The 16185-nt window shown below is 61.4% G+C and carries 16 protein-coding genes; 11 read left to right on the plus strand and 5 right to left on the minus strand.

Annotated features, from left to right (window positions below; all coding sequences use genetic code 11):
• Positions 1 to 31 precede the first annotated feature (31 nt).
• From adk to QMX97_RS21790, 6 genes are all read left to right on the plus strand, one after another.
• On the plus strand, positions 32 to 679 hold the full coding sequence (gene adk, locus QMX97_RS21765) for an adenylate kinase (RefSeq protein ID WP_065903153.1): 648 nt from the start codon (positions 32 to 34) through the stop codon (positions 677 to 679).
• Between the two features lie 89 nt (positions 680 to 768).
• On the plus strand, positions 769 to 1455 hold the full coding sequence (gene tsaB, locus QMX97_RS21770; RefSeq protein WP_262134490.1) for a tRNA (adenosine(37)-N6)-threonylcarbamoyltransferase complex dimerization subunit type 1 TsaB: 687 nt from the start codon (positions 769 to 771) through the stop codon (positions 1453 to 1455).
• Positions 1456 to 1615: 160 nt separating this feature from the next.
• On the plus strand, positions 1616 to 1918 hold the full coding sequence (locus tag QMX97_RS21775) for a hypothetical protein (protein WP_065903149.1): 303 nt from the start codon (positions 1616 to 1618) through the stop codon (positions 1916 to 1918).
• A complete protein-coding gene (locus QMX97_RS21780; RefSeq protein WP_282397585.1) occupies positions 1918 to 2778 on the plus strand; it encodes a DUF72 domain-containing protein in 861 nt (286 codons plus the stop codon). Before QMX97_RS21775 ends, QMX97_RS21780 begins: the two co-directional genes overlap by 1 nt.
• Before the next feature lie 27 nt (positions 2779 to 2805).
• The gene (locus QMX97_RS21785) at positions 2806 to 3633 is read left to right on the plus strand and encodes an isocitrate lyase/phosphoenolpyruvate mutase family protein (protein ID WP_282397586.1); all 828 of its coding nucleotides are present in this window, start codon (positions 2806 to 2808) and stop codon (positions 3631 to 3633) included.
• A gap of 3 nt (positions 3634 to 3636) precedes the next feature.
• Positions 3637 to 4335 carry an extensin family protein gene (locus QMX97_RS21790; protein ID WP_106804974.1) on the plus strand — a complete coding sequence of 233 codons (699 nt, stop codon included), beginning with the start codon at positions 3637 to 3639 and terminating at the stop codon, positions 4333 to 4335.
• Positions 4336 to 4337: 2 nt separating this feature from the next.
• On the opposite strand, the gene QMX97_RS21795 is transcribed toward QMX97_RS21790, so the two are convergent.
• Complete coding sequence (locus tag QMX97_RS21795) at positions 4338 to 4958, minus strand: energy transducer TonB (protein WP_106804973.1); 621 nt, start codon at positions 4956 to 4958, stop codon at positions 4338 to 4340.
• Positions 4959 to 5054: 96 nt separating this feature from the next.
• On the opposite strand from QMX97_RS21795, the gene QMX97_RS21800 reads away from it, so the two are divergent.
• Positions 5055 to 5837 carry a class I SAM-dependent methyltransferase gene (locus tag QMX97_RS21800; RefSeq protein WP_282397587.1) on the plus strand — a complete coding sequence of 261 codons (783 nt, stop codon included), beginning with the start codon at positions 5055 to 5057 and terminating at the stop codon, positions 5835 to 5837.
• 70 nt (positions 5838 to 5907) lie between these two features.
• Here QMX97_RS21800 and QMX97_RS21805 read toward each other — a convergent pair whose 3' ends face one another.
• Entirely contained in the window at positions 5908 to 6543 is a 636-nt protein-coding gene (locus QMX97_RS21805; RefSeq protein ID WP_282397588.1) for a TetR/AcrR family transcriptional regulator, read from the minus strand.
• A gap of 93 nt (positions 6544 to 6636) precedes the next feature.
• On the opposite strand from QMX97_RS21805, the gene QMX97_RS21810 reads away from it, so the two are divergent.
• The 3 genes from QMX97_RS21810 (at position 6637) to QMX97_RS21820 (ending at position 11949) form a co-directional block, all read left to right on the plus strand.
• Positions 6637 to 7737 carry an efflux RND transporter periplasmic adaptor subunit gene (locus tag QMX97_RS21810; RefSeq protein WP_282397589.1) on the plus strand — a complete coding sequence of 367 codons (1101 nt, stop codon included), beginning with the start codon at positions 6637 to 6639 and terminating at the stop codon, positions 7735 to 7737.
• Between the two features lie 6 nt (positions 7738 to 7743).
• Positions 7744 to 10809 (plus strand): efflux RND transporter permease subunit, encoded by a 3066-nt coding sequence (locus QMX97_RS21815; protein WP_282397590.1) that lies wholly within the window; start codon positions 7744 to 7746, stop codon positions 10807 to 10809.
• Between the two features lie 546 nt (positions 10810 to 11355).
• The gene (locus tag QMX97_RS21820) at positions 11356 to 11949 is read left to right on the plus strand and encodes a threonine transporter RhtB (protein ID WP_065903126.1); all 594 of its coding nucleotides are present in this window, start codon (positions 11356 to 11358) and stop codon (positions 11947 to 11949) included.
• A 79-nt stretch (positions 11950 to 12028) separates the two neighbouring features.
• Here the strand turns inward: QMX97_RS21820 and QMX97_RS21825 are convergent, their stop codons facing one another.
• From QMX97_RS21825 to plsB, 3 genes are read right to left on the minus strand one after another with little or no spacing between them, the layout of a single operon-like run.
• Positions 12029 to 12718, minus strand: coding sequence for a DUF4197 domain-containing protein (locus QMX97_RS21825; RefSeq protein ID WP_065903339.1), 690 nt, complete (start codon positions 12716 to 12718; stop codon positions 12029 to 12031).
• A 40-nt stretch (positions 12719 to 12758) separates the two neighbouring features.
• Positions 12759 to 13160, minus strand: a complete 402-nt coding sequence (locus QMX97_RS21830; RefSeq protein WP_120447774.1) for a YbaY family lipoprotein — start codon at positions 13158 to 13160, stop codon at positions 12759 to 12761.
• A gap of 51 nt (positions 13161 to 13211) precedes the next feature.
• A complete protein-coding gene (gene plsB, locus QMX97_RS21835; RefSeq protein ID WP_065903120.1) occupies positions 13212 to 15716 on the minus strand; it encodes a glycerol-3-phosphate 1-O-acyltransferase PlsB in 2505 nt (834 codons plus the stop codon).
• Between the two features lie 181 nt (positions 15717 to 15897).
• Here plsB and QMX97_RS21840 point away from each other — a divergent pair, with 181 nt between their 5' ends.
• Complete coding sequence (locus tag QMX97_RS21840; RefSeq protein WP_003219353.1) at positions 15898 to 16107, plus strand: cold-shock protein; 210 nt, start codon at positions 15898 to 15900, stop codon at positions 16105 to 16107.
• The last annotated feature ends 78 nt before the right edge of the window (positions 16108 to 16185 follow it).

Genomic DNA, 16185 nt, shown 5'->3' on the forward strand with positions numbered 1-16185 from the left:
TCATCTCTATAAAAAATTGAGGAGCACATCGATGCGCGTCATTCTGCTGGGAGCTCCCGGGGCCGGTAAAGGTACTCAGGCAAAGTTCATCACTGAAAAATTCGGCATTCCACAAATCTCCACCGGTGACATGCTGCGCGCTGCGGTAAAAGCAGGCACCGAGCTGGGCGTCAAAGCCAAGGGCATCATGGATGCCGGCGGCCTGGTGTCCGATGACCTGATCATCGCCCTGGTCCAGGACCGTATCGCGCAACCAGATTGCGCCAAGGGTTTCCTGTTCGACGGTTTCCCACGCACCATTCCCCAGGCTGAAGCCTTGGTGACGGCTGGTGTCGAGCTGGATGCCGTGGTCGAAATCGCCGTTGAAGACGAAGAAATCGTCCAGCGTATCGCCGGTCGTCGCGTTCACGAGGCCTCGGGCCGCGTGTACCACACCGTCTACAACCCGCCAAAGGTTGAAGGCAAGGACGATATCACCGGTGAAGACCTGGTGCAGCGCAAAGACGACACCGAAGAAACCGTGCGTCATCGCCTGTCGGTCTACCATTCCCAGACCAAGCCGCTGGTGGATTTCTACCAGAAGCTGTCTGCTGCCCAAGGCAAGCCGAAATACAGCCACATCCCTGGCGTCGGCTCCGTGGAAGCGATCACCGCCAAGGTGCTGCAAGCCCTGAGCTGATCAATCGCTCGGCTTCACAGTAACGGCCCGCTTGCGGGCCGTTGTTGTTTATACTGGCGCACTTTTTTTCGACTTGGACACCTACACCGATGAGCACCCTGCTGGCCCTGGACACCGCGACTGAAGCTTGCTCCGTTGCCTTGCTGCACGATGGCAAAGTAACGAGCCACTACGAGGTGATCCCACGCCTGCACGCGCAGAAGCTGTTGCCGATGATCAAGCAACTGCTCGAAGACGCCGGCACGACCCTGGCTGCCGTGGATGCCATCGCCTTCGGCCGTGGCCCGGGTGCGTTTACAGGCGTGCGGATCGCCATCGGTGTGGTCCAGGGCCTGGCGTTTGCTCTTGAGCGCCCGGTGTTGCCGGTCTCCAACCTGGCGGTGCTGGCGCAGCGTGCCTTGCGTGAGCACGGCGCACGGCAGGTGGCAGCGGCGATTGATGCGCGCATGGATGAAGTCTATTGGGGCTGCTACCGCGAAACCGCTGGCGAAATGCGCCTGGTCGGCGTGGAGGCCGTGCAGCCGCCGGAGTCAGCGGCATTGCCAAGTGACGCCAGTGGCGACTGGTTCGGTGCTGGCACCGGTTGGGGGTATGGCGAGCGTATCGCGGTGCCGCTGGTGGGCCAGGACGCCACACTGTTGCCCCATGCCGAAGACCTGCTGACGCTCGCACGCTTTGCATTCGAGCGGGGCGAGGCGATTCCTGCCGACCAGGCGGCCCCGGTGTACCTGCGCGATAAGGTCGCGCAAACCAAGGCTGAGCGCGGGATAATTTGACGTCAAAAATGCTGGCAATTTGGGACTAAAGTCGCCAATCGTCAGAATTTGCCGGCGTTTTTAAACCTTTTACAAATTATGTGTTCTAGTTATCACCAGAGCATTTGCGCGCTACGGATTGCGCCACTAAAATGCCATCACCGATACCGAGTTCGCATCGATGCGTATAGACGGCTTTTCCTCACAGTCCTACCCCATCAAGCGCAAGCCACGTAAGGCGAACGTCACGGTAGACGAGTCCGTCGAGGATTCACCGGACTTCATCGAAGTCCAGTCTGAAGCATCATCCAGCCAGCAAGGCCCTGCAGGTGCCCGCACCAGCGGCCTTCCGGCCCGTCAGCAAGACATGGTCTTCCCTCGCTCCATGAGCAAAAGCGTCGCCACCGCCCTGGCCAGCTACCTGACCACCGCCGGTTTTGTCGAATGGGATATGGAAGTGCTGGGCCTCGACATCCACATCTGATGCGCCTGCCTTATTTCATCGGTTGCCCGTCCTGGAGCGAAAACGCCTGGCGCGAGTACCTATACCCCGTCGATGCCCGTTCCAGCGACTACCTCGCGCTGTATTCCCAGGTCTTCAACGCCGTTGAAGGCAATACCACCTTTTATGCCCGCCCCTCGGCCGCCACTGTGCAGCACTGGGCTGAAATCATGCCGGATGATTTTCGCTTCACTGCTAAATTTCCCGGTGACATCAGCCACGGCGGCGACCTGCGTGAGCAGTTGCCGGCGGCGGAAAGCTTCGTCGGGCTGATGAGCCCGCTGGGTGAGCGCGTCTCGCCGCTGTGGCTGCAACTCTCGGCCAGCTTTTCGCCGCAACGGTTGGGCGAGCTGGCGGGTTTTATCGATGCGCTGGAGCGGCCCCTGGCGGTCGAAGTGCGGCACCCGGAGTTCTTCGCCAAGGGCGATGCCGAGCGCATGCTCAATCGTCTGCTGCGCGACCGCGGGGTTGAACGCATCTGTCTCGACCCGCGTGCATTATTCAGTTGCACCTCCACCTCAGCCGCCGTGCTGCATGCCCAATCGAAAAAGCCCAAGGTGCCAACACGGCCTGCGGCACTGACCCAGTTTCCCCAGGTGCGTTTTATTGGTCATCCGGAGCTTGAGGCCAATGACCCGTTCCTGATCCCGTGGGTGGAAAAAATCGCCGGCTGGATTGAAGAAGGCCGCACCCCCTACGTGTTCCTGCACACCTCGGACAACCGCCTGGCCGCGCAATTGGCCCTGCGCTTTCACGCCAAGCTGATGGCGCGCTTGCCCGGCCTGCCGGCGTTGCCGACCCTGCATCGAGAACCCGCAGCGGAGCAACTGGGGTTACTCTAGGGCTCCTTTTTCCGCCAGGAGTCAGTCATGGATGCCCAAACCCTTCGCGCCGAAACCTTCAAGGCCTTGCATGAGCGCGACCGCGCGTTTGTGATGCCCAACCCGTGGGATGCTGGCTCGGCGATCATGCTCGCCAGCCTCGGCTTTGAAGCCTTGGCCACTACCAGCGCAGGGTATGCCTTCAGCCTGGGGCGGCCGGATGCCGAAGGGGCACTGTCGCTGGAAGACACACTCGCCAATGCCGGCGTGATTGCCCGGTCGACCACGCTGCCGGTGGCGGCCGACCTGGAAAACGGCTTCAGCGACACGCCCGACGGCTGCGCCCAGACCATTCTGCGTGCGGCTGCCAGCGGGATCGTCGGTGGCTCCATCGAAGATGCCACCGGCATTGCCGTCGACCCGATCTATCCCTTTGATCTGTCCGTAGAGCGTGTGGAGGCTGCAGTTGCCGCTGCGCGCAGCCTGCCATTCCCGTTCATGCTCACCGCCCGTGCCGAAAACCTCCTGCATGGTCGCCTGGATTTGCCTGACACCATCCGCCGGCTGCAGGCTTACGCCGAAGCCGGTGCCGATGTGCTGTATGCGCCCGGCCTGCGCAGTGCCGAGGACGTGCTGGCGGTGGTCAAGGCCGTCGCGCCCAAGCCTGTGAATGTGCTGATGTCCGGTGGGTTGAAACTGAGCGTGGCGCAATTGAGCGAAATGGGCGTCAAGCGCATCAGCGTGGGCTCGGCCATGGCGTTGGCGGCGTATGGCGAGTTCTACCGGGCAGCGCAGGAAGTCTATTCGTCGGGCACGTTTACCTTCACTGAACGCTCGATGCCCTACAGCCAGGCGACGCAATTCTTCAAGGACTGACCCGTGCGTTTTTTTACCGTGGTGGGGATGCTGCTGTTATTGGCCGGCGCAGCGGTGCTGGGTGTCTGGCGCGGCTGGGTGCCTTTACCGGCGGAGTGGAACCCCTGGGCGCCGTTGGATGTGCGTGCCGCTCCGAACCTGCTGACGCGGTTTAAGCTCGGGCGGTTGCAGGATGATCCCGCGCTGTGCGACCAGGTACTGAAAACGTCCGGCCTGCGCGTCAGCCATCAAGCGGATACACCGGCCGATGCGGCGTGCCCACTGCGCAATGTGCTGCGCGTGCAGGGTGCCGACGTGGGCTTGAGCAGCAGCTTTCTCGCCAGTTGCCCGTTGGCCGTGGCGTTTGCGCTGTTCGAGCGCCACAGCCTGCAACCGGCGGCCCAGGCGGTGTTTGGCCAGGCGGTGACGCGGGTCGATCACTTGGGCAGCTTCGCTTGCCGCAACATGTATAACCGTGCCGAAGGGCGACTCAGCCAGCATGCGTCGGCGAATGCCGTGGATATCGCCGGCTTTCGCCTGGCAGACGGGCGCAGCATCAGTGTGCTCAAGGATTGGCCGGGAGAGGGCGACGCTGCGCGCTTTTTGCGCCAGGTGCGCGAGGGCGCCTGCAACGATTTCAATGTGGTGTTGAGCCCGGACTACAACGCCGCGCACCGCAACCATTTCCATCTGGACATGGGGCGCTGGTGGGTGTGTCGCTAGGTTTACGCGGCCAAGCGCAGGTTGTGGGTGATCAGTGGGCGAGCCCAGTAGTAATCGAAATCCAGGGCTTTTTGCTGCGCCACCAACTCCTCTTCGGGGTATGGCGTGGCGGCCGGCGGCAACAGGTCCAGTTCGAACTCGGCAATCGGCAAGTGCAGTGGCCGTGGCTCAGGCGCCGGGCCCGGTTCGGGCAGTGGCTGGCCGGCGGTCAGCACGATCGGGCGGACCCAGCCGCTCTCGAAATTCTGCTGGCGTTGCTGGGCGACGATTTCTTCCGGTGGGAACGGGGTTGCCGGCGGTGGCAGCAACTCGGTTTCAAATTCGGCAATCGGCAGGAACAGCGGCTCAGGCGGGGCGATTTCGGTGTCTTTTACCTCGCATTCACGCTGGGTCAGAATCTGCGACAACAGGTCGGCACCTTCGCTGGGCTCGACCGCCGGGTCCAACGGCTCAGGCGCCTTGGCGGCGAGCGCGTCCGGCGTCTCACCGAGCTGCTCGGCCAGCGCGCGGGCGAAGAAGTCCTGCCACACATGACTCACCCCGGCCAGCGCTTGAGTATTGCGCAGGCCGTAGTGGTTATGGGTCGGCAGTACACCGATGGTTAGGGGAAGAATGTCTGACATTTTTCTCGGTCGACGCTCAGCTCTGGCAAAATACCTGACTGTTGTTTTTATCGGCCGACTTTTGCCGATCCTTAATATTTTTGAGCGTAGTGATTGATGAGCGAACAACCCGCGGCCAGCCGCATCCAGGTCGAGGTCTTGGCCGAAGGTTTCAAGGACCGCGCCGCGCAGTGGGCTGCGCTGCTTGGCTTGCCGTTGCAGCTGGACGAGGCGGACTTTTCCCTGCAGGTTGGCGAGCAGGGCCTGCAGCTGCAACAGCTAGGCCCTGACGCACCGGGGCCAGTGCGCGTGGACTTCGTGGAAGGCGGTGCTGCTCATCGCCGGTTATACGGCGGCGGCAGCGGCCAGATGATTGCCAAGGCGGTGGGCATCGCCCAGGGCGTGCGTCCGCGGGTGCTGGATGCCACGGCCGGGCTGGGCAAGGACGCGTTCGTGCTGGCCAGCCTCGGCTGCGAGATGAGCCTGATCGAGCGCCAGCCGTTGATCGGCGCCTTGCTCGAAGACGGCCTGGCGCGCGCTGCGCAGGATTTTGACGTGGCGCCAATCGTGGCGCGCATGACCTTGCTCAAGGGCAATTCCATCGACGTGATGCTCAACTGGCAAGGCGAGCCGCCCCAGGTGATCTACCTCGACCCGATGTTTCCCCATCGTGAGAAAACCGCCCTGGTGAAGAAGGAAATGCGCTTGTTCCGTCCACTGGTCGGCGATGATCCGGACGCCCCGGCGTTGCTCGCTGCCGCCCTGGCCCTGGCCAGCCACCGCGTGGTGGTCAAGCGTCCACGCAAGGCACCGTGCATCGACGGGCCCAAGCCGAGCCATGCGCTGGATGGCAAGTCCAGCCGGTATGACATCTACCCCAAGAAGGCGCTCAAGCCTTAAGCCTTCATTGACCTGGAGGGCCCTATCGCTGGCAGGCCAGCGATAGGACCGGTCAAGACAACACAGCGCTTCAGGCCCGGTAAGCGCGCATAAACAACCCCACCACCTCCTGCACATGCGCTTCGGCGTCTGCGTCGCTCAAGTGTCCGCCGCAGCCATACAACAGGCAGAAATTCGCCGTGCCCTTGAGCAGGCAGAAGAAGTGTTCGGCTGCCCTGAACGGTTTGTCGATGGCCAGGGCGCCGCTCTGGTCGATCCTGCTCAGCAGTCGCTCCATGCCTTGCAGCATGCGCATGGGCCCGGCCTCGAAGAAGATCTGTGAGAGTTTCACGTCCTGATTGCCGGTGGTCATCATCAGGCGATGCAGGTTCACCGATTCCTCGCTGTTGATCAGCCGATGGAACCCCCGCGCGATATTCAGCAACACCGTCTCCACCGGCAGCCCTTCAGGCAGTTCGAAATACATCACCGGCAATTGTTCTTCGCACGTGGCCACCACGGCAGCGGTGAACAGGGTTTCCTTGTCGGTGAAGTGGCTGTAGACGGTCAGCTTCGACACGCCGGCTTCAAGCGCCACGGCATCCATGCTGGTGCTGGCGTAGCCATTGCTCAAGAACAGGGTCTTCGCTGCCGAGAGGATAGCCTGGCGTTTTGCCATGTCCTTGGGACGCCCGGGGCTATTGGTGTTTACACGATTGTCGGACATTTTCACCTTTAATACTGGACTGGTAAGTTTGGTATTAATAACATACCGGCCAGTATAATTATTCCTAGCTCCATTTGCGAAAGGTCCTTCAGCATGCGCAGTACTTTCCTGCCCCTTGCGTTGCCTGTCAGCTTGGTCTTCCTGTTGGCCGCCTGCGGCCATGAAGAAGCGGCCCAGACCACCCTCCGCCCAGCCATGGTGGTGCAGCCGCAGCCATCGGCGCAGGCGACCGACAGCTACCCGGGTGAAGTGCGTGCCCGCTACGAGCCGGAGCTGGCCTTTCGCATCGGCGGCAAAGTCAGCAAACGACTGGTGGAGGAGGGCGAGCGCGTCAAGGCCAACCAGCCGCTGGCGGAACTCGACCCGCAGGACGTGCGCCTGCAACTGGAGGCCGCCCGCGCCCAAGTGGCCGCAGCCGAGGCCAACCTGAGCCTGGTGCGCGCCGAGCGGGATCGCTACAAGACCCTGATGGACCGTCAGATGGTCAGCCGCTCCCAGTACGATAATTCCGAAAACCTCTACCGATCCGGTGAAGCGCGTCTTAAGCAAATCAAGGCCGAATTCGACGTGTCCAGCAATCAGGCCGGGTATGCCGTGCTGCGTGCGCCCCAGGATGGTGTGGTCGCCAAGCGTGCAGTAGAAGTCGGCCAGGTGGTGTCCGCCGGGCAGACGGTGTTCACCCTGGCCACCGATGGCGAGCGCGAAGTGCTGATCAGCTTGCCGGAGCAAGGGTTCGGCCGCTTCAAGATTGGCCAGCCGGTGTCGGTCGAACTGTGGAGCCAGCCGGACCAGCGTTTCGCCGGGCGCATTCGTGAGCTGTCACCGGCTGCCGATCCCAAGTCGCGCACCTTTGCTGCCCGAGTCGCCTTCACCGGTGGCAAAGTCCCGGCCGAGTTGGGTCAGAGTGCCCGCGTCTTCATACAGGCCGACGGCGTAATTCCGTTGTCGGTACCGCTGTCTGCCCTCAGTGCGGAGAACGGTGAGTCCTACGTCTGGCGTGTACAGCCGGACAATACCCTCAAGCGCACCCCCGTGCGCATCGGCGCCTTCGGTGAAAAGACCGTCCCGGTGCTGGAAGGCTTGAGCCCTTCTGATTGGGTGATAGCCGCCGGTGTGCATGTGCTCCACGAGGGCCAGCAAGTGCGCCCGGTGGATCGCTCCAACCGTGTGGTGAATCTGGCGGCCAAGGAGTAGTCCCCGATGGGTTTCAATCTTTCCGAATGGGCGCTGCGTAATCGCCAGATCGTACTGTTCCTGATGATCTTGCTGGCGGTGGTCGGCACCTTGTCCTACACCAAGCTGGGACAAAGCGAAGACCCACCGTTTACCTTCAAGGCCATGGTGATCAAGACCAACTGGCCCGGTGCCACGGCCCAGGAAGTTTCACGCCAGGTGACCGAGCGTATCGAGAAGAAACTCATGGAGACCGGCGACTACGAGCGCATTGTCTCGTTCTCGCGTCCCGGCGAATCCCAGGTCACCTTCATGGCCCGCGACTCCATGCACTCGGCGCAGATTCCCGAGTTGTGGTACCAGGTACGCAAGAAGATCAGCGATATTCGCCAGACCCTGCCGCCGGATATCCAGGGACCGTTTTTCAATGATGAATTCGGCACCACCTTTGGCAACATCTACGCGCTGACCGGCGATGGTTTTGACTACGCCGTGCTCAAGGACTACGCCGATCGCATCCAGATTCAGCTGCAGCGCGTGCCGGATGTGGGCAAGGTCGAGCTGCTGGGCCTGCAGGACGAAAAGATCTGGATCGAGTTATCCAACCTCAAGCTCGCCACCCTCGGCCTGCCATTGGCGGCGGTGCAGCAGGCGCTGCAGGAACAGAACGCGGTGTCCACCGCCGGGTTCTTTGAAACACCGAGCGAGCGTGTGCAACTGCGGGTATCGGGCAACTTCAAGACGGTGGACGAGATCCGCGCTTTCCCGATTCGGGTGGGTGATCGCACCTTCCGCATCGGCGATGTGGCCGACATTCACCGCGGCTTCAACGACCCACCGGCACCGCGCATGCGCTACATGGGCGAAGACGCCATTGGCCTGGCCGTGGCCATGCGTGATGGTGGCGACATCCTGGTGTTGGGCAAGGCGCTGGAAGGCGAATTCGCACGCTTGCAGAAGAACCTTCCTGCCGGCATGCAACTGCGCAAGGTGTCGGACCAACCGGCAGCGGTGAAAACCAGTGTCGGCGAATTCGTCCAGGTCCTGGCTGAGGCCCTGGCGATTGTTTTGCTGGTGAGTTTCTTCTCCCTCGGCATTCGCACGGGCATGGTCGTGGCGCTGGCGATTCCGTTGGTGCTGGCGATGACCTTTGCCAGCATGTATTACCTTGGCATCGGCTTGCACAAGATCTCCCTCGGTGCGCTGGTATTGGCCCTGGGTTTGCTGGTGGACGATGCGATCATCGCCGTGGAGATGATGGCGATCAAGATGGAGCAGGGCTACGACCGTCTTAAAGCCGCGAGTTTCGCCTGGACCAGCACGGCGTTCCCGATGCTCACCGGCACGTTGATCACGGCGGCGGGCTTTCTGCCCATCGCCACCGCACAGTCGAGTACCGGTGAATACACCCGTTCGATCTTCCAGGTGGTGACCATTGCGTTGCTGGCCTCGTGGGTCGCTGCGGTGGTGTTCGTGCCGTATCTGGGGGAAAAGCTCCTGCCGGACCTGGCGAAAATTCACGCAGCCAAACACGGCGCCGATGGTCCGGATCCCTACGGCACGCCGTTCTATCAGCGCGTACGACGTTTGGTGGAGTGGTGCGTGCGCCGGCGTAAAACCGTGATCGTCCTGACGCTGCTGCTGTTTATCGGCTCGGTGGCACTGTTCCGTTTTGTCCCGCAGCAGTTCTTCCCGGCCTCGGGCCGTCTGGAGCTGATGGTCGACTTGAAACTGGCCGAAGGCACCTCCCTGAGCAACACCGCCGATCAGGTCAAGCGCCTGGAAGCCCTGCTCAAGGAACATGCCGGCATCGATAACTATGTGGCCTACGTCGGTACCGGCTCGCCGCGTTTCTATCTGCCGTTGGACCAGCAGCTGCCCGCGGCCAGCTTTGCGCAGTTCGTGGTGCTGGCCAAGACCATCGAGGAGCGCGAAAGCCTGCGCACCTGGCTGATCGAAACCCTCAACGAACAATTCCCCGAGCTGCGCTCACGTGTCACGCGCCTGGAAAACGGCCCGCCTGTGGGCTACCCGGTGCAGTTTCGCGTGACCGGTGAACACATCGAAGAAGTCCGCGCCCTCGCACGCAAAGTGGCGGCCAAGGTGCGCGAAAATACCCACGTGGTCAATGTGCACCTGGACTGGGAAGAACCGAGCAAAATCGTCTACCTCAATATCGACCAGGACCGCGCCCGCGCCCTCGGTGTGAGCACCGCCAACCTGTCGAAATTCCTCCAGAGTTCACTCACCGGTTCCAGCGTCAGCCAGTTCCGCGAAGACAACGAGTTGATCGAAATCCTCTTGCGCGGCACCGTGCATGAGCGCACCGAGTTGTCGCTGCTGCCGAGCCTGGCCGTGCCGACCGACAACGGCAAAAGCGTGACGCTGTCGCAGATTGCGACCCTTGAGTACGGCTTTGAGGAGGGCATCATCTGGCACCGCAACCGTCTGCCGACGGTGACCGTGCGCGCTGATATCTACGGCAAGGAACAGCCGGCGACGCTGGTCCAGCAGATCCTGCCGACCCTTGAAGAGGTGCGCGCCGAACTGCCGGATGGCTACTTGCTGGAAGTCGGCGGCACCGTTGAAGACTCTACCCGCGGGCAGAACTCGGTGAAGGCTGGCGTGCCGCTGTTCATCGTGGTGGTGCTGACCTTGCTGATGCTGCAGCTGCGCAGTTTCTCACGCACGGCGATGGTGTTTCTTACAGCGCCTCTGGGATTGATCGGTGTGACGCTGTTCCTGCTGGTATTCCGCCAGCCTTTCGGGTTCGTGGCCATGCTGGGCACCATCGCGTTATCGGGGATGATCATGCGTAACTCGGTGATCCTGGTGGACCAGATCGAACAGGACATCAAGGCCGGGCTGGCGCCGTGGCAGGCGATCATCGAAGCCACCGTGCGACGTTTCCGCCCGATTGTGCTCACGGCCCTGGCGGCGGTACTGGCGATGATCCCGCTGTCACGCAGTGTGTTCTTCGGGCCGATGGCCGTGGCGATCATGGGCGGGCTGATTGTGGCGACGGCATTGACGTTGCTGTTCTTGCCGGCGCTGTACGCGGCGTGGTTCCGGGTGAGGAAGGATGTCGTGTAGGCCTGAGAGTGATTTGGCGCGCTGACTCGGAACCTTTTTCTCACGCGTGCCACACAAGGTTACCTGTCAGGCAGGTACTTTATTCGGTCGGTTTGATCGCGAAGATAAAGTTTCCATGACATTCATAGAGGCGGAAATCAGATGATTGGCAATTTGTATATGTTAGTGGGTCAAATGTTGGGTGGCCAGCTACCGCAAACGAGCCACGGTTGTGACTCACATCAGCATAGGCAAAACCGGCTGGAGGATAGAGTATCGAACATGGAAAACCGATCGATTAACTGGGCTGCGCAACCCACAAACAGTATCTCGATCCAGAACACCAATACCAACACTCTCATCAGCCGCTGAATGCTTTGATTGTCTGCGTGCGTCTTTTCGCACTCTGCAATTGCAAGAGCCCCGAACACCACGGGGCGTTTGCTTTTTTCACGATAAATAACCGCCTCTGTGATACAACGCCCCCAACACTTTGTTCGCCAGGTTGGCAGCCGTAACCGCCATCGGCGCAAAGACCATCGATCATGACCGACTTAGGATAATTTCATGCTGGGTACCGTTTCGGCGCTGGTGCTGCTCCTGGCTGTGCCCGGGCCGACAAACACCCTGCTGCTGCGCGCGGGCATGCTGCTTGGTTTTCGGACGTCGTGGAAACTGGCCTTCGTCGAGTGCTTGGCCTACGTGCTGCAAGTCTCCCTGTGGGGCGTTGCACTGGTTTATCTGGCCGCGTATTCGCCTTGGGCATTGAAGGCTACGCAAATGGCCGCGGCCTGTTACTTGCTTTACGTTTCCTACCAGCTATGGCAACGCAAGGGCGAAACCATCACCCCAGGCAAGGATCGATTCTCCGGGCTTTATTTCTTCTGGCTGACAGTGATGAATCCCAAGGGCCTGTTGATCGTTTCCTTCATCGCTCCAGCGCACACATTTACCGCGCTGGCGGACTACGCACTCTTCATGACTACGCTGGCGCTGGTAGTGATACCCGTGGGGTCGGCCTGGATAATGCTCGGCGGTCAATTCGAGGGTATCCGCAAGACCTGGCTGACGCCCTTGAAGATCAATCGTGCGACCTCTGTGGCCATCTGCTGTTTTGCCACGCTCATGATAGGGCGACTGGCTGACTCGCTCTTTTATTGAGCCGGTGACATAAAAACGCCAGGCATCGTGATGAACGACCCTGGCGTTGTGAGGGGGGCACCCAACGGGCGATCTGGAATTACAACGCGCCAAACACCTTCTTCGCCAGGCTGGTCGCCGCAGCGGCCGGGTTCTTGCGAATCGTCTCTTCCTGCTGCGCAATCATCTTGAACAAACCGTCCAGTGCCTGCTCGGTCACGTAGTTTTCGACGTTGGCGCTCTTGGCATCCACAGCGCCAAAGGCTGCGGCCTTGCCGGCCAGGGCGTTGTACTGCTGGGCCACGCCGACCTTGTCGGTGGCGGCCTTGACGATCGGCAGGAACTTGGCGCGGATTTCTTCGCGGCTGCTTTTGTTCAGGTACTGAGTGGCCGAGTCCTGGCCGCCGGTGAGAATGCCCTTGGCGTCGGTCACGCTCATGTTTTTCACGGCATTGACCAGGATCGGCTGGGCCTGGGTCACGGCGGTTTCGGCGGCCTTGTTCATGCTGGTTTCCAGCTGGGTGACCTGGTCGCCCATGCCGAACATTTTCAACTTGTCGGCGACTTTGCCGAGCTTGCCTGGCAGACCGATCTTCACTTCAGGGTTGTTGCTGAAACCGCCGGGCACGCCCAGTTGTTTCACGGCGATCTGTGCGCCCTGGGTCAGTGCGTCCTTGAGGCCGCCGGTGGCGTCGCCCTGGGACAGGCTGCCAAGGTTCAAGGCCATGGCGTTGGCGCCGAACAGCAGGCCGGCGCACAGGGCAGTGAGGCGAAGGGAATTACGGAGCATGGGCGCTTCCTTATGTGCGTAAATCAAGTGTTCGATGAATTCACTGAGCGACCGCATCAACCCGCAGGCGCAGCGGCTGTGGATCCTGGCCGTTGAGCTGCACAGCGTGCCGTTCGGTGGTGATAAACAGTAGCCTGCCATCCAGTTCGATGCGAGCACTCACCGCATAACTGTGGCCCGGCTTGACCTGGGCCGGGTCGTAGCTGAGGTGAAACGGCAGCGGCACCTGGCCTTTGACCGGGCCTTTCTGCTCGGCCAGGACCACCGCGGGCGCGTCCGCCAGGGACACGTCCTGCAGGCTGACGCTCAAGGTGGCGGCGGGCGGCAGGGCAATGCGCTGCAGGTAGAACACTTCGCCATCGAGGTTGGCCTTGGGGGTCGGGCTCATGGATTGGCAGGCTCCGAGCAAGGCGGTGAGGCCCAGGAGGATGATCTTTTTCATGGTACAGCTCCTTTTCAACGGCGCCGGCATCTAACCGACGCCTTATTCAATCTAGCGGCTTTCTTCGGTTTCGACAGGCGCCTCAGCCGCACCGTCCACACGATGCAAGGCCACCTGGCGGATCGACAGGCGAATGTCCGCCGGCAACACGCGTTTGGCGGCGCCTTCGGCGAGTTCACCGAGCAGGTCGTGGTAGCTCAACTTGCCGGCCTCGTCGCGGCGCAGCACATCTTGCTCCAGCAAGGTCTGGATGAAATGTCGGAAAAGGCTCTTGTCGAAGAATTCCGGGGCGTTGAGGCCATGCAGGATCGACAGGCGCTGGGCCATGATCGTGCACAGGTCTTCCAGCTCTTCGGCGCTGATGCTGTTCTGGCCGCTGTTGAGCAACAGCGAAATCGCCATGTAGAAGCGTTGCAGGGTCTGGGCGATGCTCTTGGACAGCAGTGTCAGCAGCACGAAGTGCCGCGAACTTGGCGCCGGGCGCAGGTACACGTTGTTCTCGAAACGCAGCAGGCCCTGTTCGACAAACGCCTCCAGCCATTGGTCGATCACACTGTCCAGTTCTTCCAGCGACCAGCGGATAAACAGTTCCGATTGCAGGTACGGGTAGAGTGCGTGGGTGTAGCGCAGGATCTGCTCGCGGCTCATCCGCGAACTGCTCTGGAAGAAGCTCGCCAGCAGCGCCGGCAGGGCGAAGATGTGCAGCACGTTGTTGCGGTAGTAGGTCATCAGGACGGCGTTCTGCTCGTCCAGGTACAGAATCTTGCCGAGGGCGTCGCTCTGTTCCGACAGCAGGTCCATGTCTTTTACGTGCTTGATCAGCGCCAGGCCATCGCCTTCGGGCAGGGTGGTGTGCGGCGAATACGGCACGCGGCGCAGCAGCGCCAGGTACAGGTCGAGCTGGCGGGCCATGGCCTGTTCATCCAGGGCCAGGCGCGTGGTGGACAGCAGCGCCAGGGCTACCAGGTTCACCGGGTTCACGGCTGCCGCTTCGTTAAGATGGCGGGCCACCTGCTCGCCGAGGCGGTTGGTGGTTTCGTTGAGCCACGCCGGCTTGTAGGTCGGTCCCAGTTCCTGGGCGCGCCAATCCGGTTGTTCGGCGTCGAGAAATTCCGCCAGCTTGATCGGCTCGCCAAAGTTGACCGCCACCTGGCCGAAGCGCTGCTTGAGTGCGCCGACCACTTTGAAAATATCGAAGATCGACTCTTTCTTCTTGCTCGCGCCCCGCAGCTCGCCGAGGTAGGTGCGGCCTTCGAGCACGCGCTCGTAACCGATGTACACCGGCACGAACACGATGGGCATGCGCGAAGAGCGCAGGAAGCTGCGCAGGGTGATCGCCAGCATCCCGGTCTTCGGCTGCAGCATGCGCCCGGTTCGCGAGCGCCCGCCCTCGACGAAGTACTCCACCGGGAAGCCTTTGGTGAACAGGGTGTGCAGGTATTCGTTGAACACCGAGGTGTACAGCGGGTTGCCCTTGAAGGTGCGGCGCATGAAAAACGCACCGCCACGGCGCAACAGGCTGCCGATCACCGGCATGTTGAGGTTGATCCCGGCGGCGATATGCGGCGGCGTCAGGCCGTTCTTGAACAGCAGGTACGAGAGCAGCAGGTAGTCGATATGGCTGCGGTGGCAGGGCACGTAGATCACCTCGTAGCCCTGGGCAACCTTTTGCACACCTTCGATGTTATTGACCTTGATGCCGTCGTAGATCTTGTTCCAGAACCAGCTCAGCACCACTTCGAGGAAGCGGATCGCGGTGTAGGTGTAGTCCGAGGCGATCTCGTTGCCGTAGCGCAGGGCCTGGGCCTTGGCTTTTTCCGGGCTGATCTTTTCGCGCTCGGCCTCGTCGGCAATGGCCTGGCGTACCAGCGGCATGTTCACCAGGCCCTTTACCAGGTTGCGGCGGTGGGACAGGTCGGGGCCGATCACCGCAGTCTTCAGGTTACGAAAGTGCACACGCAGGATGCGCTGGGCCATGCGCACGGTGCGTTCGTGCCCTTTATTGTGCTCGATCAATTCACGCAGGTTGATAGGCGCAGAGAATTGCACACGGGTCTTGCGACCGAGGATCAGGATGCTCAACAGCCGGCGCAGACGCCCGGTGACCGCCCAGCTGTCGGCGAACAGCAGCTTCCATGGGCTGGACTCGCTCTCGGGGGACTGCCCCCAGAACACGCTGACCGGAATGATTTGTGCATTCTCTTCGGCGTGCTCGGTCAGGGTGTTGACCAGGCGGGTCAGGGTCGGCGGCGCACCGCGCTTGTCCTGGCGGCCGAGCCAGTCTGGTTCCGGCGTGAGGTAGAAGAATGCGGCGGGCTCCATCAGTGGCCCCACCGACACCGGCAGCACCGGGCGCGGCAGGCCGGCCTTGGTGCACTCGGCATCGACCACGGCCAGTTCGCTGAGGGAGGGCGATTGCAGGACGTAGAACACCGGCCGGCTGCGGTCCAGGTTAAGGGTAAGGGACGACTGGTTGATCGTCTCCGAGCGAACCCAGAGGTACAACAGTCGGCGCAAGGTGCCAAACACCAGACGGCGGAACGGGGAGCGGGTCATAGGCGAGCTGCTTCAAGTGGAAAAAACCGAGCAGGCGCTCGGGCGAGTAGTGTGCCGTATTCGCCGAAAATCGGCAAAAAAGCAGCGATGTAAACTTGAGTTGATCGTTTTTGAGCCTGTCATATACTCGGCAGTTCCAGTGAGCGACTCAACAATAAAAAAGCATGTGGGAGCAAAACAGATGGCAACGCGCGAAACCGGTAATGTGAAGTGGTTCAACGATGCAAAAGGCTACGGCTTTATCCAGCGTGAAGACGGCAAGGACGTGTTTGTGCACTACCGCGCCATTCGCGGTGAAGGCCACCGTTCGTTGGCTGAAGGCCAGCAGGTGGAGTACGCCGTGGTGACCGGCGAGAAGGGGTTGCAGGCGGAGGATGTGGTGGGGCTGTAACCTGGGTTTTTGCTACACCGTTGAAACCCTGTGGGAGCGGGCTTGCTCGCGAAAGCGGTGGGTCAGTCACTATAAAGG

Origin of the sequence: Pseudomonas sp. PS01298, assembly GCF_029959745.1 — a bacterium.
In the GTDB taxonomy this organism is placed as follows: domain Bacteria; phylum Pseudomonadota; class Gammaproteobacteria; order Pseudomonadales; family Pseudomonadaceae; genus Aquipseudomonas; species Aquipseudomonas aylmerensis.

What these genes read in the sequence shown, in the direction of transcription:
- QMX97_RS21820 (WP_065903126.1), top strand. Translation starts at nt 11,356, where the DNA reads ATGCTGGGTACCGTTTCGGCGCTGGTGCTGCTCCTGGCTGTGCCCGGG.
- QMX97_RS21810 (WP_282397589.1), top strand. Translation starts at nt 6,637, where the DNA reads ATGCGCAGTACTTTCCTGCCCCTTGCGTTGCCTGTCAGCTTGGTCTTC.
- tsaB (WP_262134490.1), top strand. Translation starts at nt 769, where the DNA reads ATGAGCACCCTGCTGGCCCTGGACACCGCGACTGAAGCTTGCTCCGTT.
- QMX97_RS21785 (WP_282397586.1), top strand. Translation starts at nt 2,806, where the DNA reads ATGGATGCCCAAACCCTTCGCGCCGAAACCTTCAAGGCCTTGCATGAG.
- adk (WP_065903153.1), top strand. Translation starts at nt 32, where the DNA reads ATGCGCGTCATTCTGCTGGGAGCTCCCGGGGCCGGTAAAGGTACTCAG.
- QMX97_RS21825 (WP_065903339.1), bottom strand. Translation starts at nt 12,718, where the DNA reads ATGCTCCGTAATTCCCTTCGCCTCACTGCCCTGTGCGCCGGCCTGCTG.
- QMX97_RS21840 (WP_003219353.1), top strand. Translation starts at nt 15,898, where the DNA reads ATGGCAACGCGCGAAACCGGTAATGTGAAGTGGTTCAACGATGCAAAA.
- QMX97_RS21815 (WP_282397590.1), top strand. Translation starts at nt 7,744, where the DNA reads ATGGGTTTCAATCTTTCCGAATGGGCGCTGCGTAATCGCCAGATCGTA.
- plsB (WP_065903120.1), bottom strand. Translation starts at nt 15,716, where the DNA reads ATGACCCGCTCCCCGTTCCGCCGTCTGGTGTTTGGCACCTTGCGCCGA.
- QMX97_RS21800 (WP_282397587.1), top strand. Translation starts at nt 5,055, where the DNA reads ATGAGCGAACAACCCGCGGCCAGCCGCATCCAGGTCGAGGTCTTGGCC.
- QMX97_RS21805 (WP_282397588.1), bottom strand. Translation starts at nt 6,543, where the DNA reads ATGTCCGACAATCGTGTAAACACCAATAGCCCCGGGCGTCCCAAGGAC.
- QMX97_RS21830 (WP_120447774.1), bottom strand. Translation starts at nt 13,160, where the DNA reads ATGAAAAAGATCATCCTCCTGGGCCTCACCGCCTTGCTCGGAGCCTGC.
- QMX97_RS21780 (WP_282397585.1), top strand. Translation starts at nt 1,918, where the DNA reads ATGCGCCTGCCTTATTTCATCGGTTGCCCGTCCTGGAGCGAAAACGCC.
- QMX97_RS21795 (WP_106804973.1), bottom strand. Translation starts at nt 4,958, where the DNA reads ATGTCAGACATTCTTCCCCTAACCATCGGTGTACTGCCGACCCATAAC.
- QMX97_RS21775 (WP_065903149.1), top strand. Translation starts at nt 1,616, where the DNA reads ATGCGTATAGACGGCTTTTCCTCACAGTCCTACCCCATCAAGCGCAAG.